Below are 18,154 nucleotides of genomic sequence, written 5' to 3'. Positions count from 1 at the left end.
TGTACAGGTAAAAACGCGCCCCGGAGGGCGCGAGGTTGATGCGTGGTAGAGAGCTTATTTGACGATTGTTACTTGACGATTGTTACTTGACGATTGTTGCTTGACGATTGTTACTTGACGATTTGCGACAGCTCGCCCTTGACGTAGCGCTCGGCCATTTTTTCCATGGTGATCGGCTTGATCTTGGCAGCTTGGCCTTCGCAGCCAAACGACAGGAAACGCGCCTTGCAAATGTCGGTAGCCGCCTCGCGCGCCGGCTTCAAGAAGTCGCGCGGATCGAACTTGCCCGGATTTTGGAACATGTACTTGCGCACCGCTGCCGTCATCGCCAGGCGAATGTCGGTGTCGATGTTGATCTTGCGAACGCCGTGGCGAATGCCTTCCTGCACTTCTTCAACCGGCACGCCGTAGGTCTCTTTCATGTCGCCGCCAAATTCGCGAATCATGGCCAGCAATTCTTGCGGTACTGCCGACGAGCCGTGCATCACCAGGTGGGTGTTCGGGATGCGCGCGTGAATTTCTTTGATGCGGTCGATGGCCAGGATGTCGCCGGTCGGCTTGCGGGTGAACTTGTAGGCGCCGTGCGAGGTGCCGATGGCAATGGCCAGCGCGTCGCACTGGGTGCGCTGCACGAAGTCGGCGGCCTGGGCCACGTCGGTGAGCAGTTGCTCGCGCGTCATGGTGCCTTCGGCGCCGTGGCCGTCTTCCTTGTCGCCCTTCATGGTCTCGAGCGAGCCGAGCACGCCCAGTTCCGCTTCGACCGTCACGCCAATCGCGTGCGAAAACTTGACCACTTCACGCGAGACTTCCACGTTGTATTCGTACGAGGCAACGCTCTTGCCGTCCGCTTCCAGGGAGCCGTCCATCATTACCGAAGTGAAGCCGGAGCGGATTGCCGTCATGCACACCGCCGGTGACTGGCCGTGATCCTGGTGCATGACAACCGGGATGTGCGGATACGCTTCGACGGCCGCTTCGATCAGGTGGCGCAGGAACGCTTCGCCGGCATACTTGCGCGCGCCCGCAGACGCTTGCATGATGACCGGTGCGTTGACCGCGTCAGCCGCAGCCATGATGGCCTGCACCTGTTCAAGGTTGTTGACGTTAAACGCAGGCAAGCCATAGCCGTTTTCAGCAGCATGGTCCAGCAATTGACGCAAAGATACGAGAGCCATAGTAATACTCCAAAAACAATAAGAAACCAGTGTTGCCCAGGAAGCGCGGGATGCGCGCAGTTCTTGCAGCAATCGCCGGTGGCGCCTGGTCGGCGCCGCCCGCTTTCAATTAATCAAATTCACCGACGCGCACGATCTTCAGTGCATTGGTACCGCCTACCTGCCCCATCGGCTCGCCCCAAGTGACGACGATCATGTCACCCTTTTTGACGATTCCTTTGGCCACCATCAAGTCTTCCGCCTGGCGCAGCACCTGTGCGCTGTCGCCCGACTGCATCAGGTGGTAGGCGCGCACGTTGCGGTACAGGGCTACTTTACGCTGGGTTGTGGTAATCGGGGTCAGCGCGAAGAGCGGCGTGTCGATGCTGTGGCGGCTCATCCACAAAGCGGTCGAGCCGGACTCGGTCAGCGCCACGATGGCTTTGACGCGCAAGTGGTGCGCCGTAAACAACGCAGCGTAGGCGATCGACTGGTCGATGCGGGTAAACCGCGCATTGAGGAAGTCGGCGTCGAGCTTGTTGTATTCGGACTGCTCGGCTTCGGCGCAGATGGCCGCCATCATTTCCACCGTTTCAACCGGATAGCGGCCGGAAGCGGTTTCGGCCGAGGTCATGACGGCGTCGGTGCCGTCCAGCACGGCGTTGGCCACGTCCGACACTTCGGCGCGGGTCGGCACGGCGTTGACGATCATCGACTCCATCATTTGCGTGGCCGTAATGGCCAGCTTGTTGGAGGCGCGCGCCATGCGGATCATGCGCTTTTGCAGCGCCGGCACGGCGGCGTTGCCTACTTCCACGGCCAAGTCGCCGCGGGCGACCATGATGCCGTCCGACGCGTCCAGGATTTCCTGCAGCACAGGAATGGCTTCGGCGCGCTCGATCTTGGCGATCATCATCGGTTTGTGATGGTATTGCTCGCCGGCGATGTTGGCCAGCTGGCGCGCCATTTCCATGTCGGTCGCGCTTTTTGGAAACGAAATCGCCAGATAGTCGGCCTGGAAACTCATGGCCGTCTTGATGTCTTCCATGTCCTTGGCCGTCAGCGCCGGCGCGGTCAAGCCGCCGCCCTGGCGGTTGATGCCCTTGTTGTTGGACAGCTCGCCACCAACTTTAACGACGGTGAAGATTTCATGGCCGACGATGCGCTCGACCACGAGCACGATCAAGCCATCATTTAACAGCAGCTTGTCGCCGGTGCGCACGTCGCGCGGCAGCGCCTTGTAGTCCAGGCCCACGCGTTCCTGGTTGCCCAGTTCGCCGTCGTCGCCCCACTTGGCGTCGAGAATGAACTTGTCGCCATTTTCGAGCTGAATCTTGCCTTCTTCAAACTTGCCAACGCGGATCTTCGGACCCTGCATGTCTGCCATGATCGCCACTTCGCGCCCGCACTGGGCCGCGGCCTTGCGTACCAGGGCAGCCCGGTCGATATGGTCTTGCGCCTTGCCGTGGGAAAAATTCAGGCGCACGACGTCAACGCCGGCCTGAATCATGCGAACGAGAATATCGAAATCGGTCGATGCCGGTCCGATGGTTGCGACGATCTTGGTACCACGATACATAGCTATCCTTTAAGTAAAAGCGCAGCCAGAGGGCTGCGCTGTGGAATTACTGGGAACTGCGCTGCAGCAGGATTTCAACCGCTGGCAGGGTCTTACCTTCGAGGAACTCGAGGAAGGCGCCGCCACCCGTAGAGATGTAGCCGATTTTATCGGTGATCGCGTACTTTGCAATGGCGGCCAGCGTGTCGCCGCCGCCTGCAATCGAGAACGCATTGGAGTCGGCAATGGCCAACGCCAGCGTTTTGGTGCCTTCGCCGAACTGGTCGAATTCAAACACGCCGACCGGGCCGTTCCAGACGATGGTGCCGGCCTTGGCAATTTGCGCGGCCAGCGTCGCTGCCGTCTTCGGGCCAATGTCGAGGATCATGTCGTCGTCTTGCACGTCGGCCACAGCCTTGACGGTGGCCACCGCGGTTGGCGAAAATTCTTTTGCGCACACCACGTCGACCGGAATGGGCACGGTGGCGCCGCGCGCGGCCATCATGTCGATGATGGCTTTGGCTTCCGTCACCAGTTCGGCTTCGACCAGCGACTTGCCGATGTTCAGGCCAACGGCCTTCATGAACGTGTTGGCGATGCCGCCGCCGACGATCAGGTTGTCGACCTTGTCCGCCAGTGCCTTGAGGATCGAGAGCTTGGACGACACCTTGGACCCGGCCACGATGGCCAGCAAGGGACGGGCCGGTGCACCCAGCGCCTTGCCCAGCGCGTCAAGTTCGGCGGCCAGCAAGGGGCCGGCGCACACGATGGGCGCGAACTTGGCGATGCCGTGGGTGGTCGCTTCGGCGCGGTGGGCGGTGCCGAAGGCGTCATTGACGTAGATATCGCACAGCTTGGCCATTTTCCGGGCCAGCTCGTCGCTATTCTTTTTTTCACCCTTGTTGACGCGGCAGTTTTCCAGCAACACAACCTGGCCCGGCGCGACATCGACGCCGTCGACCCAGTCTTGCTTCAGTTCCACCGGCTGGCCGAGCAACTCGGACAGGCGCGCGGCGACCGGCGCCAGGCTGTCTTGCGGCTTGAATTCGCCTTCGGTCGGGCGGCCCAGGTGCGAGGTGACCATGACGGCGGCGCCCGCCTTGAGGGCGGCGGCGATGGCCGGTGCGGAAGCGCGGATGCGCGTATCTTCCGTGATCTTGCCGGCATCGTCCTGCGGCACATTCAGGTCGGCGCGAATGAAGACGCGCTTGCCGGCGAGGGCGTTCTGGTCGATGAGGTCTTGCAAACGGGTAAAGTTCAAAACAGCGTGCATGGGCGGGTATCCACGAGTCAAATAATGAAAGAACGCTATTTTACCGCAAGCACCGCATGAAATACTTACATCAGCCAGATACGTAGAATGGTGAACACTGCCATGCCGAAAATGATGGTTTCAAGCATACTTTTACGCAACAGGTAATAGATTCCGGCCGCCACGGCGGAGGCCAGTTTGATGTTCAGCGGGCTAAACACCGGATGGGCGTCGGTTGTCATCAATAGTTCCGGCGCGATAATCGCCGCCAGTGCGCAACCGGGCGCGTAGCGCAGCATTTCCTGCACCCGAGGCGGGATCGTGATGTGGTGGCCCACCAGCCAGAACGAACTGCGCGCAATTGCCGTGGCTACCACGAGCGCAACAATGGTGATCCAGATGTCCAGTTCAGACATATCAATTTTTCCTTTCGATCAATTCCTGAACCAGCATCGAGGCCACCATGCCCACCACGACGGCGAGCAGCATGCCCAGTTTGTATGGCAAGCCATAGGCCAGCACCGCCGTGGCGCTGGCGGCCACCACACCGCACAGCGCGGCGCTGGTCAGCATGGTGGGCACCAGGATGCATAAAATGGCCAGGGTGCCGGCGAAACCCAGACCCCACGCGGCTGGCACAGTGCTGCCCAAAAAGATGCCGGCCAGCGAACCGACTTGCCAGGCCAGCCAGTTAGGAATCAGCAAGGCCTTCAGGTAGGAAACCTTGCCCACGGCGGGCGCCTCGGTCGGAAAGCGCTGGAGGAAAATATTGACGGTGATGTCGCCGGCCGTGTAACCGAGCAGCAAACGCTTGTACCACGGCAAGTGAGCGAAATGCGGCGCCAGCAAGGCCGAAAAAATCACGAAACGCAAGTTGACGACAAGTGCGGTGGCAAACACCACCCAGATCGGGGCGTTGGCAAAAATCAGGGGCAGCGAGGCCAGCTGGGCGGTCCCGGCGAAGACCAGCAGCGTCATGCCGAGTGCCTGATTCAGCGTCAAGCCGCCCTTGATCAGGGCAACCCCGACCACCATGCCCCAGGCGGCGATGCCGAACAGGGTTGGCGCGCCAGCCTTGAAGCCCTCGCGCCACATGGCCGGGTCTTCGTCCGCCAGGCGGACGGGAATGTGGTTTTCCTGCGACAGCGAGGAACGGGGATCGGGCATGCGGTGCAATTCAAGAGTGATGCAAAAATTACATCGTGGTGAGTGCCACTATTTTACCGATCATTCCGGCAAGCTGCCGGAATCGACTAAAATCGTGGTTTTGCATAGCCTGACGGAGAATTCATGAACGACAAAAAGCTGCCTGCGGTTGAACTGGGCGACAAGGACCTGCCCGCCCACTGCCCGAACCCGGCCATGCCGCTGTGGTCGTCGCATCCGCGCGTGTTCCTCGATTTTGGCCACGATGGCCTGGCCAAGTGCCCGTACTGCGGCACCGAGTACCGCCTCAAGCCAGGCACCGTCCTCTCTCACCACTAAACGCGGCACCTGCCCTGCCCTGCTTCGCCCGGAGACAGCATGAAGAAAGTCAAACAGATGAATGGCAGCGCGGCCGAAGTTGAAGCCGCGTTCTACGAAGCACTGAATCGGGCCGACGTCGAGGCGCTGATGGCGCTCTGGGCCGAGGACGAGGAAATTGTCTGCATTCACCCGGGCGGACCGCGCCTGCACGGCCATGTGGCCATCCAGACGGCATGGGAAGCGATTCTGGAACGGGGCGGCCTGCAAATCCACCCGTCCCGGCTGTACGAGACAAATAACTTGATGAGCTCGGTGCATACCGTGATCGAGGGCGTCACCTCAACCGCCGGCGACGAACCGGCGCACCTGGTCGCCACCAATGTGTACATGAAAACCCCGCGCGGCTGGCGCATGGTGCTGCACCATGTGTCGGTGGCGCCCGGCGCCGCGCCTGCCATCGAGCACGTGGGCAGCAGCCTGCACTGAACGCGTGGATTACAGCGCGCCACTGTGGCTGCCCGGCGCCCACCTGCAGACCATCTACCCTGCCCTGTGCATTGCCAAGCCGCCCGTCGCTTTCCGGCGCGAGCGCTGGGATGCGCAGGACGGCGACTTTGTCGATGTCGATTTCGTCGACGGCGAACCGGGCCAGCCGATGGTGGTGCTGTTTCACGGACTGGAAGGCTCGTCGGACAGCCACTATGCGCGCGCCCTGATGGCGGCCGTGGCCGCGCGCGGCTGGTCGGGCGCGATCCCGCATTTTCGCGGCTGCTCGGGCGAACTGAATTTGGCGCCGCGCTTTTATCATTCCGGCGACGCGCTGGAAGTCGACTGGATCTTGCGCCGCCTGCGCCAGCGCGCCGGCGGCAAGCTGTACGCCACCGGCGTTTCGCTGGGCGGCAATGCGCTGCTGCGCTGGCTGGGCGAGTCGCAGCACCAGGCCGACTTTGTCGACGCCGCGTGCGCAGTGTCGGCCCCGCTCGACCTGGCGCGCGGCGGCGAATCGCTGGGAACGGGCTTGAACATGGTGTACACGCGCAATTTCCTTAAATCGCTCAAGCCGAAATGCCTGGCCAAGCTGGACCAGTTTCCCGGCTTGTTCGACCGCGATGCGCTGATCAATGCGCGCGACCTGTACGCGTTCGACAATGTCGTGACCGCGCCGCTGCACGGCTACAAGGATACCGACGACTACTGGAACCGGGCCAGCGCCAAGCACGTGCTGGGCGACATCACCGTTCCCACGCTGGTGTTAAATGCCCGCAACGACCCGTTTTTGCCCGGCGTACACTTGCCGACCAGCGCTTCGCGCGCGGTGACGCTGGACTACCCGGCGCACGGTGGTCATGTCGGGTTCGCCAATGGCGGCGTGCCCGGCCGGCTCGACTGGCTGCCGCGCAAACTGCTGCACTTCCTTGAAGGCACATCGCCGTCGCGCGCGCCTGCGCCAGGTGAACTATGCGAAGCTGAGCGCCATGGATGACATCGTAAAAAAAGCCATGGTCAAGTGGCCGGACGTTCCGCACTGCTACGGCTGGCTGGCGCTGGATGCGCGCGGCGCCTGGCGCATGCGCGACGAGCGCGCCCAGCACCTGGGGCTGGCCGGCGACAAGGTGATCCAGCTTGCACTGCTGGGTTTTATTAACCGCAACTATGCTGTGGATGAGCGCGGCTGCTGGTATTTCCAGAATGGGCCGCAGCGGGTGTACCTGAATTTGGAAGCAACGCCGTTCATTGCGCGCACCGATCCCGAGCATGGGCTGGTGTTGCAGACGGGCGAATCGGTCGTCCATCTCGAGCGCGTGTTCATGACCGAGACCGGTGAGCTGATAGTCGATTGCGGGGGCAAAGTCGCGCAAGTGGATGACCGTGATGTGGCGCAGCTGATGACGGCATTGGAAATGAACGGCGCCGCAGCATCCGACGAAGCCTTGATGGCGTGGCTGGAGAACGGCCAAGGCGAGCTGGTGCTGCGCTACAGGGAGCAGTCCATTCCCGTCGAGCCCATCAAACGCGCCGACGTGCCTGAGCGCTTGCATTTCACGCGCTTGCCGGCACCCCCCAGCAACGCGAACGACCATTCAGGTAATGTGACCGCGCCGCAGTGAGGAGCGTGGGGCGTAGGTCGGATAAGCGCCAGACCTACCGACCCATCCCAAGTCACCGCCCCTCGTCAGGCCTGCCCGCCTTTTTCGCTTCCTTGATTTCCTCCAGCCGCAGCGTCTTGAGTTCACGCTCGCGCGCATCGATCAGCGCCATGTCGTAAAACGATGCATCGCCCGCCTTGCGCGCAATGGCCAGCTGATCGAGCGCCGCCTGCTTGCCACCGCTGAGCGCGTACTGCTCGGCAAGCGCGATATGCTGCAAGGCTTGCTTTCCTTGCGCGGCATACGCCTTGCTCAACAACTCATGCAATTTCGGCTCCTCCCGGTACTGCAAGACTTGCTCGCGCAAAAAGCGCGTGGCTTCGTCCGGCTTGCCATTGAGGATCAATGCATCGGCGTACTGACAAGCCAGGCCGCGCGCCAGCGGAAATTGCTGATGCGCCAGTTCGGCGTCCTTGAGTCCCTGCAACTTGACGGCAGCGCTTTGCCCTGGAGCCAGCTTGATATCGAGCGCCAGCGCGGCAAACACGGCGGCGCCGTCGGATCCCGCCTGCCCCGTCGAAAACGCACCTTCAGTACGGCGCAAGGTGGCGCGCGCCCTGTCGAGCATCGCCTGCGCCTGGGGCAGCTGGTCCCTTTTCAGCGCCACGAAAGCCAGGCCGTACTGCGCGCCCACTTGCTGCTGGCGGTTCTGCGATTTCTGCTGCGATTCAAACGCGGCTGTGGCCTCGGCCAGGCCTTGCGTGCTGCCGTCTTGCAGCACGCGCGCACGGGCCCGGATCAGCTGAAATTCAAGGTTGTCGACATGCTGGCGGTACGGCACGTCGCGAATCCGCGCCTGGATGTCGGCAATGCGCTCCGAGGTCAGCGGGTGGCTGCGCAGCGAGGCGGGCATCAGATCCGAATAGGCCCGGCTGGCCGTTTGCAGGCGCCCGAAAAAAGCGACCATGCCGGACGTATCGTAGCCGCCTTCGGACATGATCTGAAAGCCCACGCGGTCGGCCTCGCGCTCAGCCTCGCGCGTGAAATTGAGCTGGCGCTGAATGGCCAGGCCTTGCCCGCCGGCCATCACGCCCATTGCCGCGTCGCCACTGCCGCGCGCGGCCAAGGCCGCCAGCACCATGGCCGCCAGCGGAATCAAGGCGTCTTGCTTTTGCTGGCCGATCATGCGGGCGATGTGGCGCTGGGCCACGTGGCCTACTTCGTGTCCCAGCACCGAGGCCAGCTCGGACTCGGTCTGCGCGGCCAGCAGCAGCGCCGAGTGCACGCCGATGAAGCCGCCAGGCAAGGCAAAGGCGTTGAGCTGGCTGTCGCGCACGGCGAAAAAATAGTAGTCGGCATTGGTTTCGCCGCGCGCGCCGGGGTGCGATGCGACCAGCCCGCTGCCGAAGGTGTTCAGGTATTCGAGGATGGGCGCGTCGTCGAGAAAATCGATGTCGCGCCGGATGTCGCGCATGATTTCTTCGCCCAGCTTGCGTTCCATGACTGGCGACAGGTCGCCGCGCGCCGCGTCGCCCAGCACAGGCAGCGCGGGCGCGTCCGCGCGGATCTGGCCCCACGCCTGCGCGGCCGGGCCGCAACAGCCGGCAAGGAAGGCGCCGCACAGCAATAGGTGGCGGGTGCGGCGGCGTTGGCGAACCGCCATGGCTGGAGGGGTTTTCGTTTTCACGATGCTATGATAACCGTATCCTCCGCGCCGGCGCAGCCCCGCTCCCGGCCGGAAACAAAATATTACCCCTGACGCTATGACTGACACCAACAACGAGCAATTGACCCACTTCGACGCCACCGGCCAGGCCCATATGGTAGACGTGGCCGCCAAGGGCGACACGCACCGCATTGCCGTTGCCGCCGGCACCATCCGCATGCAGAGCGCCACGCTGGCCCTGATCGCGTCGGGCAACGCAAAAAAAGGCGATGTGCTGGGCATTGCCCGGATCGCCGCCATCATGGGCGCCAAGCGCACCAGCGACCTGATTCCTTTGTGTCATCCGCTGGCCATCACACGCGTAGCGGTCGAGTTCGAGATCGACCAGGCCGGTAACAGCGTCCATTGCCGCGCACAAGTGGAAACGATAGGCAAAACAGGGGTGGAGATGGAGGCGCTGACGGCCGTGCAAGTAGGCCTGCTGACCATTTACGACATGTGCAAAGCGGTCGACCGCGGCATGGTGATGACCAATGTGCGGGTGCTGGAAAAGCATGGTGGCAAGTCCGGCGACTGGAACGCTTTGCCGCTGGAATAATCAGCGCGCAATCAGCCAGGCGCGCCGATTCGCTCGCGGATCGATTCCATGACGGCAATTGCCAGGCCGCTGCCGTGGCAGGCGGCCTTGGCCACCCACATCAGGCCGAGGTTTTCATCGCGCTCGATATCCCTGCTGCCGCCATCTATATAGCAGCGCCCAAGAAAGTACATGGCGTTCGCATCATCTTGCTTGGTTGCCAAGCCCAGCCACGCCAGTGCGCCTTTGGGCTTGCGATGGTCGAGAAAGTGCAGCGCCAACTCGGTTTGCGCGCCAGCATCGCCGCCGTCCGCCAGTTCAAGGAGCAGCATATCGTCGGCATTGAGCGGCAGGCACAAATTGTCGCGAATGGACGCAAAGCGGATCACCGCCTTGCCATTGCGACTTTCCTTCTTGATCGTACCCTCCGTGAATCGGCGCCAAAACGTGCGCTCGCTCCATTCCGTCAGGGTGATTGCCGCCGCCAGCGAAATTACTTCCATAATTTGGTCATCTCATTACCGAAGCACAAACATTAGTGCCAATTTTTGAAGCGGCACCGACAGTTTTTGCGCCACAGGTCAAGTGGCGGGCATTTTCGCCCGCCATAATTGCCATATTTTATACAGATTTCTACGATCGAACAGGTTTGGCGTCTGGCACACATGTTGCTCTATGTTATTTCAGCAGGAAAAAATTCGATTCACCACTCGCCGTACAAACCACCACCGGAGGATTTATGAAATTCGCACAATACAAGCAACAGGCTCAAAAAGGTTTCACGCTGATCGAATTGATGATCGTCGTTGCCATTATCGGTATTCTGGCTGCCGTTGCCATTCCTGCATACCAGGATTATGTTGCTAAAGCCAAGTGGGCTGCCGCCTATACCGAAGTTTCCGCCGGCCAGGTTGGGATCGATACAAAAATGCTCGATACTCAAGGCGCGTGGCAGGTATCGTACACCGGTCTCAAATCGCCTACCTCGAACTGCACCGTTAGCGTCACTGGCGGCTCGGGCGGCGCTGGCACCATTGTTTGCGCAATCCTCGGCGGCCCTTCGACCGTTAATCCAGGTAGCATCACGATGACCCGCACGGCCGACGCAACGTCGTCGAACGGTGGCGCATGGGCGTGCACCACGACCGTCAAGCAGAAATACGTCGGCAAAGATCCAACTGCTGGTGGCCCTTGCAAAGGTTCTTAATTAAGTAAGCCCCTTCGGGGGGCACCTCAGTAAGACGAAACACCCCGTGAGCAGATGTGAACGGGGTGTTTTTATTTCTATGAGCAGTATTTACGAGAGTCCGTCATGCGCACCCAACAAGAAGGATTTACACTGATTGAACTGATGATCGTGGTAGCCATCATCGGGATCTTGGCAGCGGTTGCAATCCCCCAGTACACAAACTATGTTGGCAGAACGAAGTGGAATGCCGCCCATGCAGAAATGCACTGGGGCAGGACCAAAATTGAAGAGAGCATTGTTGCCGGCAACAAACCCGGGCTGAAGGATGTAACCATTGCCAGCAAAACATCTCATTGCACTAACACGCTGGAGGTCCAGCCAGACGGAAGCGCTAAACTCGTTTGCAGCGTTAAGGGTGGCCCGACTATTGTCGACGGTACCTTGATCACGCTCGCGCGCGATGTAGACGGCGTCTGGACTTGCAGCACCACCGCTCCACAGATAGCAGTTGGTGCGCACGTCATCTGTCCTACGGAATAAAGTAGCCCTCCTGCGCCTACTTCGCTAGTGCCGGTACAACCCGCGCGCGCCATTGTTGTAGCAACTCCGGTGGTGCTTGCCAAAGCACATTCGCCTTTTCCTCTGGATCGCGGTCCAATCGATACACGAACTCTTCCTTCGAGTAGTTGTTCAGCCAGTATTTCCACAGCTTGCCGGGCTCCCTGCCATCAAAGACCCCGGCAAATTCGAACTGTTTAAATAAGATCAGCTCCTTGTTGCGGCCAGCTTCCAGCGTCGCGTGCATCGGGGTGCCGACCCAAGTTGCCGGTACCGCCATGTCCAACTCGTTCAATACAGTCGGCGCGATGTCAATTTGCGAAATAAAAGGTTTGACAGCCAAGGACGTCGGGACCGCCCCAAGTCCGGACATCAGCAGTGGAATGTGGATCAAGGCTTCATGAACATTTTTTGCGTGGGAAAATATCCCTCGGTCACCCAAGCTATCGCCGTGATCGGACGTCACGATGACGATCGCATCATCCAGGTATTTTTTGGCCCGCAGCGTCTCAAGGATCTGGCGCAAAAAGTCATCGTACTGCAGTACCCCATTGTCATAAAAGTTGGTGTACTGCGGCTCGGGCTCTCCCCTCGTCTTGCCACCGTAACTTTTGACAGGCGTCCACTTGCTAAAAGCGTCAAGTCGCTTGCCGAGCAAATGCGCCGACATCAGATGAAATTGCAGCATTGTCGGCTTGCCATTCCACTCCGGCAGTTGCTTGGTTCTCTCGGTAACGAAGCTGTCATCGTTCATGTAGTAGCCGCTGGCCATGGACCCATCGTAATAGTCGTCCACCTTGCCGAACAAAGAACGCTTGTTGTAATAATTTGTCTGGTCGCCGCCAAGGATCATCACGATTTTGTAGCCATGCAGCTTTAACACCTGTGGCAGCGTGAACGGATCGCTTGGCAGTTGCGGGACGTAGCGCGACGCTAGCAGCCCGGCCATGGCGCAGTTGGACTCGCTACAGACGCTGTGAACATTATCATAGCGTTGCAGCTGGCCCAGCGCTACCTGCTGCGTTAGCCAAGGACTGGTGGGCCGCTCATAACCATAGACGGCAAGGTGGTCGGCGCGCAAGGCATCGGCGACGATGAGCACCACGTTGCGGCGATATGCTTGCGGATTAACGCTGTACTTAAGGCGCGCCTCCTTTTCCTGCACAGAGTACGTGTCGTTGTAATGGATGGTTGGATCGACACCGTCAACTGGCAATTTCCCTGAATGGAGCGTCAGGTAAAACGGTTCTTGCGAGCCGGCGTGCGTAAGGAGCGTGTAATCCAACAACCGGTGCAGTGGGAATGGCGCAGCGCAAACAAGCAGCACGGTAACAAGTGACCGCGGATAGCGCGATGGTGCAGTCTGTTTAAGCGGTTCAAAGCGGCGACTGACTGCATAGTGCAGGCCCGCCAGCATCGCCCACACGAACACTAAGCCAGCAACCACGCCAGGAAACGACAGCCCCATGGATTCGCAAAGGCCGCCAGCCTGCTGTGCATACGCGCCAATCAGTTCTTCACTGATCACCTTACCCCATGATTTCAAACCCGACAGCACGAGTGCATAGTAGGCGATCAACAGACTCAGCACCGACACGCAAAAGACCGTATTGACGGCCTGCGCAAGCGCGCGCCAGGGAATCAGACGCTGCAGGATTAGCCGGAACAGCATGCCAAAGGCGGTGATCAGCGCAATCGGGTATAGGTGTTCGAGAATGACTACCGCTGGATAATGGTAGTGAGTGACATAAACGGTAAGAAACACAAGCGGCGCCGCAAACCATAGCAGCAGTTCGACGACGAAGTAAGCGCGGCGCGTCATCATCAGTTGCTCATGAAAACCATGCGCGTGCCGCCGAGGTCGATCACGTCGCCATGGGACAGGCGCAGCGAGGCATCCCCGAGAACACCGCCATTGACCGTAGGACCAAGTTCCCCATCGATGCGCGACGCGGAAAACGCGCCGCCGGAACAGGTAATGGCGACAACCGACGCACCAGGCTTGCCGACGGTGGTCAAGGGCTTGGTGAGCTGAATTTTTTTCCCGGCGTGCGCGCCGTTCAGCACTTCGACAAAGCCCGACGGCGCCAGCTTGGGAGGCGTCGCGAGATACTCCAGCACAAAATGGGCGATCGTAATCTTGTCGCCATCCTTGAGCGTGCGCCGCGTTATCTTTTCGCCCATGATCAGGGTGCCATTAGTGCTGTCCAGGTCTTCCAGGATGGCATCGTCGAGCATCAGGGAAATGGTCGCATGCTGACTGCTGACAGCACGGTCGTCCAACGTCACGTCATTGTGCGGCTTGCGCCCGATCGTAACGCGCTCCTTGACGAGCTCTACCTCGCGGACAAATTGCCCCTCGGACGTGATGATAATTTTTGCCACAACGATTCTCCGGAACTGCCGAACACACACAAACAGCGAACATTTTCCCCATTATCAACTATTTTTCCCCTCAGCCACAAGCTAACGACGCGCGGGAAGCGAGGGCAATCGCTACGGCGAGTCGGGAAGAGTAGTGTTCAGCATGAGCACCTCGGATCGTCCGCATCGCGTTATTTGAAAGCTATGCGCAACAGGTCTATGTAACTGCGCGTGGTGCATCGCCCAATAAGGTAAGCACCATGCAAAAAGGGGAGCTTTCGCTCCCCTTCTATTTACTCAGTGCACTGCTCGACTGACTACAGCATCGCTTTCAACAAGCGCGCCATTTCCGACGGATTCTTGGTGGCTTTGATGCCGCATTCTTCCATGATGTCCAGCTTGGCTTGCGCGGTATCGGCGCCGCCCGAGATCAGCGCGCCGGCGTGGCCCATGCGCTTGCCGGGAGGAGCCGTGACACCGGCGATGAAGCAGACTACCGGCTTTTTCATGTTGTCCTTGATCCAGTAAGCCGCGTTGGCTTCGTCAGGACCGCCAATTTCGCCGATCATGATGACCGCGTCGGTATCCGGATCGTCGTTGAACATTTGCATGATATCGATGTGCTTTAAGCCGTTAATTGGGTCGCCGCCGATGCCTACCGCCGACGACTGGCCCAGACCGAGGGCGGTCAGCTGGCCGACTGCTTCATAGGTCAAGGTGCCCGAACGCGACACCACGCCGATGCGGCCCTTGCGGTGAATATGGCCCGGCATGATGCCAATCTTGATTTCGTCAGGGGTGATCAAGCCTGGGCAGTTAGGGCCCAGCAGCAAGGTCTTGGAGCCGGCCTTGGCCATGCGGTCCTTGAGCGCCATCATGTCGCGCACGGGAATGCCTTCGGTGATGCAGATCGCCAGGTCGAGTTCGGCTTCGACGGCTTCCCAGATCGCGGCGGCAGCGCCGGCAGGCGGGACATAGATAACCGACACGTTGGCGCCCGTTTCTTTCTTGGCTTCGGCGACGCTGGCAAAAATAGGAATGCCTTCGAAGTCTTCGCCCGCTTTTTTCGGGTTGACGCCGGCGACAAACGCCTCTTTGCCGTTCGCGTATTCGCGGCACATGCGGGTGTGGAACTGACCGGTCTTGCCGGTAATTCCCTGGGTGACTACTTTTGTATCTTTATTGATCAGGATCGACATATTTATTCCTTCGAATTAGGCTTTACCAGCAGCGGCGGCGACCACGGCCTTGGCTGCGTCTTCCATCGTATCGGCGGCGATGATCGGCAGGCCGGAATCGGCCAGCATTTTCTTGCCGATGTCCTCGTTCGTACCCTTCATGCGCACTACCAGCGGCACTTGCAGGGACACCGCTTTGGATGCCGTAATCACGCCTTCGGCGATGACGTCGCAGCGCATGATGCCGCCGAAAATGTTGACCAGAATTGCTTTCAGACCCGGGTTCTTCAGCATGATCTTGAACGCTTCAGTGACTTTTTCAGCCGTCGCGCCGCCGCCCACGTCCAGGAAGTTGGCCGGCTCGCCGCCGAACAGCTTGATGGTGTCCATGGTCGCCATGGCAAGGCCGGCGCCGTTGACCAGGCAGCCGATGTTGCCGTCGAGCGAAATGTAAGCCAGGTCGAATTTGGATGCTTCAACTTCGGCCGGATCTTCTTCGTCCAGGTCGCGCATGGCGACGATGTTCGGCTGGCGGTACAGCGCGTTGGAGTCGAAGTTGAACTTGGCGTCGAGCGCGATCACCTTGCCCGAACCGGTCAGGATCAAGGGGTTGATTTCCGCCAGCGAGCAGTCGGTTTCCCAGTACGCTTTGTACAAACCCTTCATCTGCACGCCGAAGTCGGCCAGCGAAGCGGCAGGAATGCCGATCTTGGTGCCGATGTCGTTGCATTCGTCGTCGGTGATGCCGACCGACGGATCAATGGCGATGTGGTGGATTTTTTCAGGGTTGGCGTGCGCCACTTCCTCGATGTCCATGCCGCCTTCGCTTGACGCCATCAGCACAACCTTCTGGCTGATGCGGTCGGTAACCAGGGAAACGTACAGTTCCTTCTGGATGTCGGCGCCTTCTTCGATCAACAGGCGGCGAACCTTCTGGCCTTCAGGGCCGGTCTGGATCGTCTTGAGCTGCATGCCCATGATCTGCTCGGAAAATTCCTTGACCTGTTCCATCGACTTGGCGACTTTGACGCCGCCGCCCTTGCCGCGACCGCCAGCATGGATTTGCGCCTTGACGACCCAGACCGGACCGCCCAGCGTTTTGGCTGCCTTGATGGCTTCTTCCACCGACATGCACGCAATACCGCGCGGTACCGTCACCCCGAATTGCCGGAGGATTTCTTTGCCCTGATACTCATGGATTTTCATGCTGGCTTCCCTTCTTCTAATACTGATAATGTGGAAATACGGTTTAAGTACGTGATAAAAACGGGACTGCGACTGCTATTCGGGTACGGCTTTTGGTGCCCAGCGCGGGTAGTACTTGACGACGCCGGGGCCGTCAGCGCGCAGGGCGTGGCATTTGTCTATCTGAAACGGCCGGTCCGGCAGCTGGTCGTCGCCATCGCCGTCGCGCGTCTTGATGACGTCGTTGGCGTACGCTTGAATGGCGGCCGTGGGCAAAATATTGGCCAGTTCGGTCAGGTGAGTACAGCCTAGCACGCCGGAGAGCCGCTCCTTGATGCCTAGACGAAAACCTTTCATCAGGTTCAGCCCGATCATATGCCGGTAGGCCGGACTCACGGTGTCGCAGTAACCGGGATACGGAACGGCATCGGACGCGGCTTCGGCATCGACAATGGTCAGTTCGCGGTTGATGGTAATGCGCAAGCTCAAGTGATGCAGAAAAGTGCCGCCGGGCCGCAGGCCGGAAGCGAGCGTCACGTCCTGGACCTTGACGTCGGTGATACGGGCGTCGAGGTCCCACAGGCCGTCATCGCGCGCGAACGCTTCGATGTGAATCGCGCGGGTGTGCCGTAGCGCGCGGGGAACGGGAGAAGACAGGGGCATAAAGAACCAATGCCGGAAATGCGGCGTAAATAGTATGCAGCCAGTGTGCTATTGCACGTTGCCGCAGCTTCTACGACAACAACCGCTCATGCGGCGCTGCTAAAACCCCGAAAGTCTATCACAGCGGGCTCGTACTTGAATTATTTGGTCTGACATTGTCAGAATTTCATCGGTTGACGAAAAAATGATATCGGTGGCAGGAGAGCGGGTCGCTGGACCGAAAAAGGTAGCGTGCAAGGCGGCCCCCGTAGAACTACTACGGTATTTATACTGCGGCGTGAAAACGACGCCGGATTGCATCCGCACGCCTGTCGTCGTCGACCAGCCGGCCTGCCTTTTTGGGAAAGTTCAGTCATCGTCAAGCAGTTCGGACAGGGACTTCACGAATGCGCCGTCGGCGCCAGGTCCTTCGTCCCCACCTCGGTCTTTGGCGCGGCCATTTGCCATCGACTTGCCAGATTTTAATGTGGACGGCGAGAACGACAGGGGCGCCCACGATCGGCGCGACCCAGGTCAATGCGATCTGCATGAGCTTTTGCCGCGTCGTGCACGAGTCGTCCTTGATTACCGCAACGGCAGCAACAACGTTCATTAGCGCGATCAGCGCAAGGGCCGGCGCGCCAGCCGGCCATGTGACGACAGGCCGAAAGCGCGCTAGGCTTTTCCATCATGCCAGGCACGCATGGCAATCACGACAGCGCCCACGCAGCCCAGCCCCACGCACAGGATGTGAAGCGAGCCGATGGGAACGATTCCGAGTAGGCCATTGCCGTTGGCGATAGGCCGCCATGGATTGATATCGGAATGCATCGCAGCATCCAATACCACGTGGGAAAAAGTGCCCAGCAGCGCGCCGGCAAACGAAGCGCGCCAGGTCAGCGGAGCGTGCGCAATGGCCAAGAGACGCAGGACCCATGTGCTGACAGGCTTGCCGACCAACGCTGCCGCAAGTCCAATAAGCAGTGCGCCTGCCAGCGTATGGGTGGCGCCGTGGAGGATTGGCTTGCCCTGGATGATACCCATCAGCGGCTCGATATCCATCAGGACTTGCGCTCCGCCAAACACCATGAAGCTGACATGGCGGCCACCGATGGCCTTGAACAGGGCGCCTGGCCCGAGATGAAATGGCGTAAAGGGGGCGGTTTCAAATACCAAGCGCAACACTGGGTTAATTAACAGTGTCAGTCGGATGTTGCAGCAAGGCTATGTGCTGAGTATAAACGACGAGCGGCGATTCATAATCTAGCCTCGCCCTC

20 protein-coding genes are annotated in these 18,154 nt (G+C 59.9%); 7 read left to right on the top strand and 13 right to left on the bottom strand.

The features are described 5' to 3' along the window. Positions 1 to 110: 110 nt before the first annotated feature. The 5 genes from fba to ACP7D4_RS09680 form a co-directional block, all read right to left on the bottom strand. On the bottom strand, positions 111 to 1,175 hold the full coding sequence (gene fba / locus ACP7D4_RS09700) for a class II fructose-bisphosphate aldolase (RefSeq protein ID WP_426107141.1): 1,065 nt from the start codon (positions 1,173 to 1,175) through the stop codon (positions 111 to 113). A 109-nt stretch (positions 1,176 to 1,284) separates the two neighbouring features. After that, entirely contained in the window at positions 1,285 to 2,733 is a 1,449-nt protein-coding gene (gene pyk, locus ACP7D4_RS09695) for a pyruvate kinase (protein ID WP_426107142.1), read from the bottom strand. A 46-nt stretch (positions 2,734 to 2,779) separates the two neighbouring features. After that, positions 2,780 to 3,985 carry a phosphoglycerate kinase gene (locus ACP7D4_RS09690; RefSeq protein ID WP_426208843.1) on the bottom strand — a complete coding sequence of 402 codons (1,206 nt, stop codon included), beginning with the start codon at positions 3,983 to 3,985 and terminating at the stop codon, positions 2,780 to 2,782. Between the two features lie 65 nt (positions 3,986 to 4,050). Next, the gene (locus ACP7D4_RS09685) at positions 4,051 to 4,380 is read right to left on the bottom strand and encodes an AzlD domain-containing protein (protein ID WP_426208842.1); all 330 of its coding nucleotides are present in this window, start codon (positions 4,378 to 4,380) and stop codon (positions 4,051 to 4,053) included. Position 4,381: 1 nt separating this feature from the next. Next, positions 4,382 to 5,131 carry an AzlC family ABC transporter permease gene (locus ACP7D4_RS09680; protein WP_426107145.1) on the bottom strand — a complete coding sequence of 250 codons (750 nt, stop codon included), beginning with the start codon at positions 5,129 to 5,131 and terminating at the stop codon, positions 4,382 to 4,384. A 123-nt stretch (positions 5,132 to 5,254) separates the two neighbouring features. Here ACP7D4_RS09680 and ACP7D4_RS09675 point away from each other — a divergent pair, with 123 nt between their 5' ends. The 4 genes from ACP7D4_RS09675 to ACP7D4_RS09660 are packed head-to-tail and all read left to right on the top strand — an operon-like array spanning position 5,255 to position 7,539. After that, positions 5,255 to 5,449: a zinc-finger domain-containing protein gene (locus tag ACP7D4_RS09675; protein ID WP_426107146.1), complete on the top strand. Its 195-nt coding sequence runs from the start codon at positions 5,255 to 5,257 to the stop codon at positions 5,447 to 5,449. Positions 5,450 to 5,488: 39 nt separating this feature from the next. Further along, complete coding sequence (locus tag ACP7D4_RS09670) at positions 5,489 to 5,917, top strand: YybH family protein (RefSeq protein ID WP_426208840.1); 429 nt, start codon at positions 5,489 to 5,491, stop codon at positions 5,915 to 5,917. 4 nt (positions 5,918 to 5,921) lie between these two features. Next, positions 5,922 to 6,914 carry a YheT family hydrolase gene (locus ACP7D4_RS09665; RefSeq protein ID WP_426209019.1) on the top strand — a complete coding sequence of 331 codons (993 nt, stop codon included), beginning with the start codon at positions 5,922 to 5,924 and terminating at the stop codon, positions 6,912 to 6,914. Further along, complete coding sequence (locus ACP7D4_RS09660) at positions 6,907 to 7,539, top strand: DUF2946 family protein (protein WP_426107148.1); 633 nt, start codon at positions 6,907 to 6,909, stop codon at positions 7,537 to 7,539. The genes ACP7D4_RS09665 and ACP7D4_RS09660 overlap by 8 nt, the downstream gene beginning before the upstream one ends. A 52-nt stretch (positions 7,540 to 7,591) precedes the next feature. On the opposite strand, the gene ACP7D4_RS09655 is transcribed toward ACP7D4_RS09660, so the two are convergent. Beyond that, complete coding sequence (locus tag ACP7D4_RS09655; RefSeq protein ID WP_426209018.1) at positions 7,592 to 9,181, bottom strand: M48 family metalloprotease; 1,590 nt, start codon at positions 9,179 to 9,181, stop codon at positions 7,592 to 7,594. A 100-nt stretch (positions 9,182 to 9,281) separates the two neighbouring features. On the opposite strand from ACP7D4_RS09655, the gene moaC reads away from it, so the two are divergent. Further along, positions 9,282 to 9,782: a cyclic pyranopterin monophosphate synthase MoaC gene (moaC, locus tag ACP7D4_RS09650; protein WP_426107151.1), complete on the top strand. Its 501-nt coding sequence runs from the start codon at positions 9,282 to 9,284 to the stop codon at positions 9,780 to 9,782. An 11-nt stretch (positions 9,783 to 9,793) separates the two neighbouring features. Here the strand turns inward: moaC and ACP7D4_RS09645 are convergent, their stop codons facing one another. Continuing rightward, a complete protein-coding gene (locus ACP7D4_RS09645) occupies positions 9,794 to 10,264 on the bottom strand; it encodes a hypothetical protein (RefSeq protein WP_426208839.1) in 471 nt (156 codons plus the stop codon). Between the two features lie 35 nt (positions 10,265 to 10,299). Between ACP7D4_RS09645 and ACP7D4_RS09640 the strand changes: the two genes are divergently transcribed. Next, complete coding sequence (locus tag ACP7D4_RS09640; RefSeq protein WP_426208837.1) at positions 10,300 to 10,968, top strand: pilin; 669 nt, start codon at positions 10,300 to 10,302, stop codon at positions 10,966 to 10,968. A gap of 105 nt (positions 10,969 to 11,073) precedes the next feature. Continuing rightward, positions 11,074 to 11,490 (top strand): pilin, encoded by a 417-nt coding sequence (locus tag ACP7D4_RS09635; protein WP_426208835.1) that lies wholly within the window; start codon positions 11,074 to 11,076, stop codon positions 11,488 to 11,490. Positions 11,491 to 11,506: 16 nt separating this feature from the next. On the opposite strand, the gene ACP7D4_RS09630 is transcribed toward ACP7D4_RS09635, so the two are convergent. The 6 genes from ACP7D4_RS09630 to ACP7D4_RS09605 all read right to left on the bottom strand — a co-directional run bounded on the left by ACP7D4_RS09630 (position 11,507) and on the right by ACP7D4_RS09605 (position 18,053). Continuing rightward, the gene (locus tag ACP7D4_RS09630; protein WP_426208834.1) at positions 11,507 to 13,333 is read right to left on the bottom strand and encodes a sulfatase-like hydrolase/transferase; all 1,827 of its coding nucleotides are present in this window, start codon (positions 13,331 to 13,333) and stop codon (positions 11,507 to 11,509) included. Next, entirely contained in the window at positions 13,333 to 13,893 is a 561-nt protein-coding gene (locus ACP7D4_RS09625) for an FHA domain-containing protein (RefSeq protein ID WP_426107158.1), read from the bottom strand. The genes ACP7D4_RS09630 and ACP7D4_RS09625 overlap by 1 nt, the downstream gene beginning before the upstream one ends. 296 nt (positions 13,894 to 14,189) lie before the next feature. After that, positions 14,190 to 15,071, bottom strand: coding sequence for a succinate--CoA ligase subunit alpha (sucD, locus tag ACP7D4_RS09620; RefSeq protein WP_426107160.1), 882 nt, complete (start codon positions 15,069 to 15,071; stop codon positions 14,190 to 14,192). A gap of 15 nt (positions 15,072 to 15,086) precedes the next feature. After that, entirely contained in the window at positions 15,087 to 16,256 is a 1,170-nt protein-coding gene (gene sucC, locus ACP7D4_RS09615; protein ID WP_426107162.1) for an ADP-forming succinate--CoA ligase subunit beta, read from the bottom strand. 75 nt (positions 16,257 to 16,331) lie between these two features. Next, positions 16,332 to 16,898: a DUF2889 domain-containing protein gene (locus tag ACP7D4_RS09610; RefSeq protein ID WP_426107164.1), complete on the bottom strand. Its 567-nt coding sequence runs from the start codon at positions 16,896 to 16,898 to the stop codon at positions 16,332 to 16,334. Between the two features lie 654 nt (positions 16,899 to 17,552). Then, the gene (locus ACP7D4_RS09605; protein ID WP_426208832.1) at positions 17,553 to 18,053 is read right to left on the bottom strand and encodes a hypothetical protein; all 501 of its coding nucleotides are present in this window, start codon (positions 18,051 to 18,053) and stop codon (positions 17,553 to 17,555) included. Positions 18,054 to 18,154: the final 101 nt, after the last annotated feature.

The sequence above is a fragment of the Massilia sp. TWP1-3-3 genome, assembly GCF_049897805.1.
Lineage (GTDB): Bacteria > Pseudomonadota > Gammaproteobacteria > Burkholderiales > Burkholderiaceae_D > Telluria_A.
The sequence above is the reverse complement of the archived record's forward strand: the minus strand, read 5'-3'. Positions and strand labels throughout refer to the sequence as shown.

Bases quoted from the DNA above. Each gene is read 5' to 3' on its own strand.
- fba (WP_426107141.1), bottom strand. From the start codon at position 1,175: ATGGCTCTCGTATCTTTGCGTCAATTGCTGGACCATGCTGCTGAAAAC.
- pyk (WP_426107142.1), bottom strand. From the start codon at position 2,733: ATGTATCGTGGTACCAAGATCGTCGCAACCATCGGACCGGCATCGACC.
- ACP7D4_RS09690 (WP_426208843.1), bottom strand. From the start codon at position 3,985: ATGCACGCTGTTTTGAACTTTACCCGTTTGCAAGACCTCATCGACCAG.
- ACP7D4_RS09685 (WP_426208842.1), bottom strand. From the start codon at position 4,380: ATGTCTGAACTGGACATCTGGATCACCATTGTTGCGCTCGTGGTAGCC.
- ACP7D4_RS09680 (WP_426107145.1), bottom strand. From the start codon at position 5,131: ATGCCCGATCCCCGTTCCTCGCTGTCGCAGGAAAACCACATTCCCGTC.
- ACP7D4_RS09675 (WP_426107146.1), top strand. From the start codon at position 5,255: ATGAACGACAAAAAGCTGCCTGCGGTTGAACTGGGCGACAAGGACCTG.
- ACP7D4_RS09670 (WP_426208840.1), top strand. From the start codon at position 5,489: ATGAAGAAAGTCAAACAGATGAATGGCAGCGCGGCCGAAGTTGAAGCC.
- ACP7D4_RS09660 (WP_426107148.1), top strand. From the start codon at position 6,907: ATGGATGACATCGTAAAAAAAGCCATGGTCAAGTGGCCGGACGTTCCG.
- ACP7D4_RS09655 (WP_426209018.1), bottom strand. From the start codon at position 9,181: ATGGCGGTTCGCCAACGCCGCCGCACCCGCCACCTATTGCTGTGCGGC.
- moaC (WP_426107151.1), top strand. From the start codon at position 9,282: ATGACTGACACCAACAACGAGCAATTGACCCACTTCGACGCCACCGGC.
- ACP7D4_RS09645 (WP_426208839.1), bottom strand. From the start codon at position 10,264: ATGGAAGTAATTTCGCTGGCGGCGGCAATCACCCTGACGGAATGGAGC.
- ACP7D4_RS09635 (WP_426208835.1), top strand. From the start codon at position 11,074: ATGCGCACCCAACAAGAAGGATTTACACTGATTGAACTGATGATCGTG.
- ACP7D4_RS09630 (WP_426208834.1), bottom strand. From the start codon at position 13,333: ATGATGACGCGCCGCGCTTACTTCGTCGTCGAACTGCTGCTATGGTTT.
- sucD (WP_426107160.1), bottom strand. From the start codon at position 15,071: ATGTCGATCCTGATCAATAAAGATACAAAAGTAGTCACCCAGGGAATT.
- sucC (WP_426107162.1), bottom strand. From the start codon at position 16,256: ATGAAAATCCATGAGTATCAGGGCAAAGAAATCCTCCGGCAATTCGGG.
- ACP7D4_RS09610 (WP_426107164.1), bottom strand. From the start codon at position 16,898: ATGCCCCTGTCTTCTCCCGTTCCCCGCGCGCTACGGCACACCCGCGCG.